This is a genomic window from Mycobacterium sp. (assembly GCF_035653355.1).
In the GTDB taxonomy this organism is placed as follows: Bacteria; Actinomycetota; Actinomycetes; order Mycobacteriales; family Mycobacteriaceae; genus Mycobacterium.
On record NZ_DASRBZ010000179.1, the window covers coordinates 1 to 6,981 of the forward strand.

General features: G+C 66.0%; 9 protein-coding genes and 1 pseudogene. 6 read left to right on the forward strand and 4 right to left on the reverse strand.

The genetic code is table 11. From position 1 onward, the window contains the following. The 3 genes and pseudogenes from pcaA to VFA16_RS05895 form a co-directional block, all read right to left on the reverse strand. Positions 1 to 229 (reverse strand): annotated as a pseudogene (pcaA, locus tag VFA16_RS05885) (cyclopropane mycolic acid synthase PcaA); the annotation flags it as partial. Between the two features lie 163 nt (positions 230 to 392). Then, positions 393 to 1,415 carry a prenyltransferase gene (locus VFA16_RS05890; RefSeq protein WP_324966919.1) on the reverse strand — a complete coding sequence of 341 codons (1,023 nt, stop codon included), beginning with the start codon at positions 1,413 to 1,415 and terminating at the stop codon, positions 393 to 395. Continuing rightward, on the reverse strand, positions 1,408 to 2,121 hold the full coding sequence (locus VFA16_RS05895; protein WP_324966920.1) for a TetR/AcrR family transcriptional regulator: 714 nt from the start codon (positions 2,119 to 2,121) through the stop codon (positions 1,408 to 1,410). Before VFA16_RS05895 ends, VFA16_RS05890 begins: the two co-directional genes overlap by 8 nt. A 200-nt stretch (positions 2,122 to 2,321) precedes the next feature. On the opposite strand from VFA16_RS05895, the gene VFA16_RS05900 reads away from it, so the two are divergent. The 6 genes from VFA16_RS05900 (at position 2,322) to deoC (ending at position 6,293) form a co-directional block, all read left to right on the forward strand. Continuing rightward, positions 2,322 to 3,632, forward strand: a complete 1,311-nt coding sequence (locus VFA16_RS05900) for a DUF445 domain-containing protein (RefSeq protein WP_324966926.1) — start codon at positions 2,322 to 2,324, stop codon at positions 3,630 to 3,632. A gap of 82 nt (positions 3,633 to 3,714) precedes the next feature. Then, the gene (locus VFA16_RS05905; RefSeq protein ID WP_324966921.1) at positions 3,715 to 4,122 is read left to right on the forward strand and encodes a helix-turn-helix transcriptional regulator; all 408 of its coding nucleotides are present in this window, start codon (positions 3,715 to 3,717) and stop codon (positions 4,120 to 4,122) included. Between the two features lie 82 nt (positions 4,123 to 4,204). Beyond that, positions 4,205 to 4,825 carry a heparin-binding hemagglutinin gene (locus VFA16_RS05910; protein WP_324966922.1) on the forward strand — a complete coding sequence of 207 codons (621 nt, stop codon included), beginning with the start codon at positions 4,205 to 4,207 and terminating at the stop codon, positions 4,823 to 4,825. Between the two features lie 166 nt (positions 4,826 to 4,991). Beyond that, entirely contained in the window at positions 4,992 to 5,216 is a 225-nt protein-coding gene (locus VFA16_RS05915) for a DUF2516 family protein (protein ID WP_232070452.1), read from the forward strand. A 4-nt stretch (positions 5,217 to 5,220) separates the two neighbouring features. Then, positions 5,221 to 5,622: a DUF2599 domain-containing protein gene (locus VFA16_RS05920; protein WP_324966923.1), complete on the forward strand. Its 402-nt coding sequence runs from the start codon at positions 5,221 to 5,223 to the stop codon at positions 5,620 to 5,622. Further along, positions 5,622 to 6,293 carry a deoxyribose-phosphate aldolase gene (gene deoC / locus VFA16_RS05925; RefSeq protein ID WP_324966924.1) on the forward strand — a complete coding sequence of 224 codons (672 nt, stop codon included), beginning with the start codon at positions 5,622 to 5,624 and terminating at the stop codon, positions 6,291 to 6,293. The genes VFA16_RS05920 and deoC overlap by 1 nt, the downstream gene beginning before the upstream one ends. Before the next feature lie 5 nt (positions 6,294 to 6,298). Here deoC and VFA16_RS05930 read toward each other — a convergent pair. Next, positions 6,299 to 6,981: DUF2993 domain-containing protein (locus VFA16_RS05930; protein ID WP_324966925.1), on the reverse strand; the 683-nt coding region annotated here is incomplete at its 5' end.

A 6,981-nucleotide genomic window follows, 5' to 3' on the forward strand; every position in this document is an offset into this window, starting at 1 on the left:
CGCCCCAGCCGCAGCCGATGTCGAGCAGCGTCATCCCGGGTTCTAACCGCAACTTGCCCAGCGCCAGGTCAATCTTGGCGAGCTGCGCCTCCTCCAGCGTCATGTCGTCACGCCCGAAGTATGCACAACTGTACGTCTGGGTGCGATCGAGGAACAGACGAAAGAAATCGTCGGACAGGTCGTAGTGAGCCTGCACGTCCTCGAAAAACGGCGTCAGCGGCACGGACATAAGTGGTGTGAGCCTTTCTGAAAGTGCACAGGACTCACGGCGCGTCAAGGAACTCACCATGATGTCCTGGGATGCCTCCCATGCATGTTAGTAATCCCGGGTTAGCGTCTAGTCGCCGACACGGCTCGGATGCGTAAGGCGACGATCCCTCCCGAAAGGGCCTTTAGACCGCGCTCAGCATAGCCCCCGCGGCCAGGCCCAGCACCAGCAAGCCGCCCGCCAGGCGGACGTGCACCCAGGCCAACGCGGCGTACCACAGCGGCCAGACCGGATAGTTCGCGGGCGGCTCGTCAGGTGGCGGGCGTCGAAAATGCGGCCAGACCTTCACCATTCGCGGCAGCGCCAGCACCACGAGCAACGCCGGCCAGGGCATGGCGCCGACCACTACCGTAACCGCGACCAGCACATAGAAACCGACCATCATGCCCAGAGTCACAATGCGGGCGCGGGCTGCGCCGAGCATGACCGGCAGCGTATGGATGCCAAGCGGTTGGTCGTAGGGAATTTTGTCGATGTGCTTGCCCATCAACACTGTCGTGCACAGCAGCCCGTAGGGCAGCGAAGCCAGCAGCACATTCCAGCCGACGGTGCCCACCGCCGAGTAATAGGTGCCGCACACCATCAACGGCCCCCAGACGACGAAGACGTCCGGCTCGCCCAGCCCCCGCTTCTTGAGCCGCAGCGGTGGCGCGGTGTAAGCGACGCTCAGCACAAACCCGCTGAGCGCGAAGACAAGCACCGGCCAGCCGCGGGCCAAGCTCAGCACCACCAGGATCGCCAGGTCCGCCAGGTTGACGGCGGCGATCGCCAGCAGCAGCGTCCGGCGGCTGACCAGACCCGAGAGCACCGGGTGCGGCGCGTAGAGGGCCCGCGGGTAGCTCACGCTATCGGTGCCCACCTGGGCGTCGTAAAGGTCGTTCATCAGGTTGTTGGCTATGTGCGCCAACGTGATTCCCACGATCGCCAACACCAGCCAGCGCCAATCCAGCCCTCGCTTGCCGACGGCCAGCAACGCGGCGACCAGACCGGCGACCACGGTCATCGGTAGCACCGCGGCCCGGGTGACGACGATCCAGCGGGTGATGGCGTCGACGGGTCCGTCAGGGGGCGGGTTGGTGGTGCGCAGGGCATACCCCCATGACCGGGCCCACGACTTCAGCCGCGAACCGGCGGTCAGCTCAGGCATCGACGTTCTCGCGTCGCGGTGGCACGATCGGTGCCGGGTGCGGCTGGGCGTTGAACTTCTCCAGCGACCCGCCGGCTTCCACGATCCCGCAGAGCGCGCTCCAACTGAGCATGGTGAGGTAGTCGATCAAGTCCTCCTTGCTCATCCGCGGATCCGAGATCCACGAGTGGGTGGCCAGCTGCACGCCGCCGACGATCATGTAGGCCCACGGCTCGACCCCACCGGTGTCCATCCCGACCTCTTGCATACGGCGGCGCAGCATCACCGAAAGCATGCGGGCGATGATTCGCTCGGAGTCGGCGATCACCTTGTTCTTGCTAGGCGAACTGTTCGCCATCACGAACCGATAGGGTTCGGGCTCGGCGGCGACCGTGTCGACGTAGACCCGGATGATCTCGCGGGTCAAGTCGAAGCCATCCATGTTGGCGCTCAACGCTGCCGCCATGTTGGGGATCAGCGTTGTCTGCGCGAAGCGCATCAGCACCGCGCTCGTCAGATCGTTCTTGTCGACGAAGTAGCGGTACAGCACTGTCTTGGAGACCCCGATCTCGGCGGCGATCTCGTCCATGCTCAGGAACCGGCCGTGCCGGCGAATCGCGGTGATGGTGCCGTCGATCAGTTCGTTGCGGCGCTCCACCTTGTGCCGGTGCCAGCGTCGTTTTCGACCATCAGTCTTGACGGTCCCCACCGGAGCGCGCTCTGCCACTATCGCCGATTCCCATTCACTAGACGCCTCGATAATACGGGTTTCTACGACGCGTTTCCGGCATGTGGCCAAGGCGCGGTAACAGTTACTGGACGTCTCGGCAATCACATGAGCAGGACTCACCCCGGTCGATAGCGGATGATGGTCTAGTGGCCCCAGAACGATATCGGCCCGAGCTACCGGCGGCCCGCGCACAGCCGATGACCGGCCCAGCACGCCAGGCCGCTGTGTCGTTCGCGGAATCGTTCGCCGGAGCCGATGCCGAGGCGGACGCCCAGCGGCGCCGGGCGCTACGCCGGATGAAGGTAGTGGCGCTGAGTTTCCTCGTCGGCGCCAGCGTGGTGTTTCTGGGCTGCCGGTGGGCGCAAGCCGGCGGTTCGGCCGCCGCCTGGGTCGGCTACGTCCGCGCCGCCGCCGAGGCCGGCATGGTCGGCGCGCTGGCCGACTGGTTCGCCGTCACCGCGCTGTTCAAGCATCCGCTCGGTATACCGATCCCGCACACCGCGATCATTAAACGCAAAAAAGACCAGCTCGGCGAGGGCCTGGGAACCTTCGTGCGGGAGAATTTCCTGTCTCCACCGGTCGTCGAATCGAAGTTGCGGGACGCTCAAATTCCCAGCCGGCTCGGCAAGTGGCTCTCCCAAGCCGACCATGCGCAGCGGGTGGCCGCCGAGACGGCGACGGTGCTGCGGGTGCTGGTGGAGCTGCTGCGCGACGACGACGTTCAACACGTCATCGACCGCATGATCATCACGCGCATCGCCGAACCCCAGTGGGGTCCGCCGGCGGGACGGGTGCTGGCCACCTTGTTGGCCGAAAACCGGCAGGAAGCCCTGATCCAGCTGCTGGCCGATCGGGCTTTCCATTGGTCGCTGAACGCCGGTGAAATCATCCAGCGGGTGGTCGAGCGCGATTCCCCGAGCTGGTCGCCCCGGTTCATCGACCATCTGGTCGGCGACCGGATCCACCGCGAGCTGATGGACTTCACCGACAAGGTGCGCCGCAACCCGAACCATGAACTGCGCCGCTCGGCGACCCGGTTTCTGTTCGACTTCGCCGAGGACCTGCAGCACGATCCGGCAACCATTGCCCGCGCTGAGGCCGTCAAGGAACAGCTGATGGCCCGTGACGAGATCACCAATGCCGCGGCGACCGCGTGGAAGACGCTGAAAAGGCTGGTGCTCGAGGGGGTCAACGACCCGTCCAGTGCGCTGCGCAGCCGGATTACCGACACCGTCGTCCGGATCGGCGAATCGCTGCGGGACGACGCCGAGCTGCGCGACAAGGTCGACGACTGGCTCGTGCGGGCTGCGCAACACCTGGTCTCGCAGTACGGGGTGGAGATCACCGCGATCATCACCGACACCATCGAACGCTGGGACGCCGAAGAAGCCAGCCGGCGCATCGAGCTGCACGTGGGGCGCGACTTGCAGTTCATCCGGATCAACGGCACGGTGGTAGGTGCGCTGGCCGGGCTGCTGATCTACACCGTCGCGCAACTCCTTTTCTGAGCAGTGCTAACAGTGCTTGCAATAGTTAGCACTAGGCCGTACGGTGGTGTTCGTCGCACCGACCGACTAAGGGAGTTCACCAATGCCGCAGGAGGAGAAGCTTGCCGCAGTGGTGTCCACCGCAGCGGCCGACATCGGCAGTTTCATCAGGGCGCAGCGCGAGGCGGCGCAAGTATCGGTGCGGCAACTGGCTGAAAAGGCCGGAGTAAGCAATCCGTATCTATCCCAGATCGAGCGCGGGTTGCGTAAACCGTCCGCGGATGTGCTGAACCAGATCGCCAAGGCGCTGCGCGTCTCCGCCGAGGTGCTCTACGTACGGGCCGGGATTCTCGAACCCAGTGAGACCAGTGAAGTGCGAGACGCCATCATCACCGACACGGCGATCACCGAGCGGCAAAAGCAGGTTCTGCTCGACATCTACACGTCGTTCGTCCAGCAAAACGAAGCCCAGCAAACCGAAGCTGCACGGGAGGAGTCGACGCCTGCCTAACTCCCGATCAGGCGGTAATTACCGCATCTAGGAAAACCGTTCCGTGAAACGATCCTCCAAACGACCCATGAAAGGAAACAACATGGCCGAGAACCCGACCGTTGACGATCTGAGGGCACCGTTGCTCGCCGCGCTGGGCGCTGCCGACCTGGCTTTGGCCACGGTCAACGACTTGCTCGCTGAGTTGCGCGACCGCGCCGAAGAGACCCGCACCGACACCCGCAGCCGGGTTGAGGAACGCCGGGCTCGCCTGGCCAAGCGGCGCGAGGAGCTGCCCGAGCAACTGCGCGACCAGCTGCGCGAGCTGCGCGGGCGGTTCACCGCCGAGGAGCTGCGCTCGGCCGCCGAAGGCTACCTGGAGGCCGCGACCAGCCGGTACAACGAGCTGGTCGAGCGCGGTGAGCTGGCTCTGGAGCGGCTGCGCAGCCAAGGCCGCTTCGAGGAGGCGTCGGCGCGCGCCGAGGGCTATGTCGACCAGGCAGTCGAGTTGACCCAGGAGGCATTGGGCACGGTCGCGTCGCAGACCCGCGCGGTCGGTGAGCGCGCCGCCAAGCTGGTCGGTATCGAGCTGCCCAAGAAGCAGCAGGCGGCCAAGAAGACGCCCGCCAAGAGCACGCCGGCAAAGAAGACCCCCGCCAAGAAGACCGCGGCCAAGAAGGCGCCTGCGAAGAAGGCGCCGGCCAAGAAGGTCACCCAGAAGTAATTCGCAGCGGCCGCGCCCGCTATGGCAGCGGCAGGTCACCAACACACTCGACTCCGAGTCGCCTCGCCGAGGCGGCTCGGAGTCGACGTCTGGGACACAACCCGCATAGGCTTACGGCGTGAGCCTTGTGCATACCGTCCTGGTCATCCTGCTGATCGGCGTGCTGATGACGACGCTGTACGCGTTCGTGCATGCGGCAATGCAGCGTCCCGACGCCTACACCGCTGCGGAGAAGCTGACCAAGCCGGTGTGGTTGCTGATCCTGGGGGCTGCCATGCCGCTGGCGTGGTTGCTCGGCGTCCTGGGGATGGCGATCGCTGCCTGCGCGTCAGGGGTCTACCTGGTCGATGTACGGCCGAAACTGCTGGAAATCCAAGGTAAATCGCACTAGCAGGATGCGAGCCCTGATCGCCGCCTCCGCGGTAGGCGTGGCGCTGCTGGGCACTGCTCCGGCATGGGCTGATGCGGGCGCAGGGCCCGCGCCGCCGTTCGTGGACCACACCGAATGGGTGCACTGGGGCAACCTGTCCAGCCTGCGGGTCTACCCGACGCCGTCGGGCCGCGCAGCGGCCAGCCGGCAGGCCGACCCTGATGAGGCCTGGACCGAAGTGCTCGCGCTGGCTCCCGGCGCCGACAGCCCCGGCATGCGCGCCCAATTCGTCTGCCACTGGCAGTTGGCGGAGCTGGCGCAGCCCGGCAAGGTCAGCTGGAACCTCGAGCCGTGGCGACCGGTCGTCGACGACGCCACGATGGCCGCGTCCGGCTGCAATCCCGGCGGACCCGAAGAACCGCTGTAGTGCCGGCCCCGCTCGCCCGCGCCCAAGTGGCCGGCCTCGTCGACCACACCCTGCTCAAACCCGAGGCGACTGCCGCCGACGTCGCCGCCGTTGCCGCCGAAGCCGCCGAGCTCGGCGCGTACGCGGTGTGCGTCTCGCCGTCGATGGTGCCTGTCGCAGTGGGCACCGGTGTGCGGGTCGCCGCGGTCGCCGGTTTCCCGTCGGGCAAGCACCTGTCCGCGGTCAAGGCGCAGGAAGCGGCCTTGGCGGTGGATGCCGGGGCGAGCGAAATCGACATGGTCATCGACATCGGCGCCGCGCTGGCCGGTGACCTTGCCGCGGTGCGTTCCGACGTCGCTGCTGTGCGCGCTGCCCTGTCCGCGGCGGTGCTCAAGGTGATCGTGGAGTCCGCAGCGCTACTGAGGCTGCGCGACGCCGACCTCCTGGTGCAGGTGTGCCGCGCAGCCGAAGATGCTGGCGCCGATTTCGTCAAGACCTCCACCGGCTTTCATCCCGCGGGCGGCGCGTCGGTCCACGCAGTCGCGCTGATGGCCGACGCCGTCGGTGGTCGGATCGGGGTCAAGGCCAGCGGCGGCATCCGCACCGCCGCTGACGCGCTGGCCATGCTGGAGGCGGGTGCCACCCGGCTCGGGTTGTCGGGGACCCGAGCGGTGCTCGACGGACTCAGCTGAAGACGTCAGAGGTTGCCGAAGCAGTCTTGACCGGTCTGCGGCTGCGACGACGACGCCGGGATGTTGGCGTTTTGGGCCGAAAACGTCGCCTGCACACCGTCATTGGTGACCTTCACGCTGTCGGCGTGGATGCCTAACGGATAGTTCTGGGTCGCTTTCGACGTGAGGTCGTCGAGATTCCTCTGCACGGTATTCGTCGACATCTTCGAACCCAGTGCCCGCAAGTCGACCACCTGCAGCGACAGCCCGTTGTTGGCGATCTGCGGCTTGACGGTGGCGCTGTCCAGCAGGCCCTTCAATTGGACGGTGCCATCGCTGGGGTTGGTGGTGACTTTGCTGGTCACCAGACTGCCTATTACCGGGATGGCGTCCTGAATGGAGTCCTTGATGCCGTCCGACGACCAGGTGATGGTGCCATTGATCGACCCGATCGTGCCCTTGGAGTTGTTCGAGTTGGCCAGCCGCACATCGCGGATGTCGAGGCTGATCTTCATGCCCTTGGCGCTGCGCACCTGATTGCCGGCGGTCTGCACAGAGATGTGGGTGTAGTGCTTGGTGATGTACTGCCACAGCACCGGCGGTGCCACGGCGAAGGACACGCTCGCGGAGTCCTGCACCTCGCACTGCACCGCGTTGGTCACCTTGCTGTCGGCAGCGTGCCGGGTGTAGAGCTCGGCGCCGATGAGCC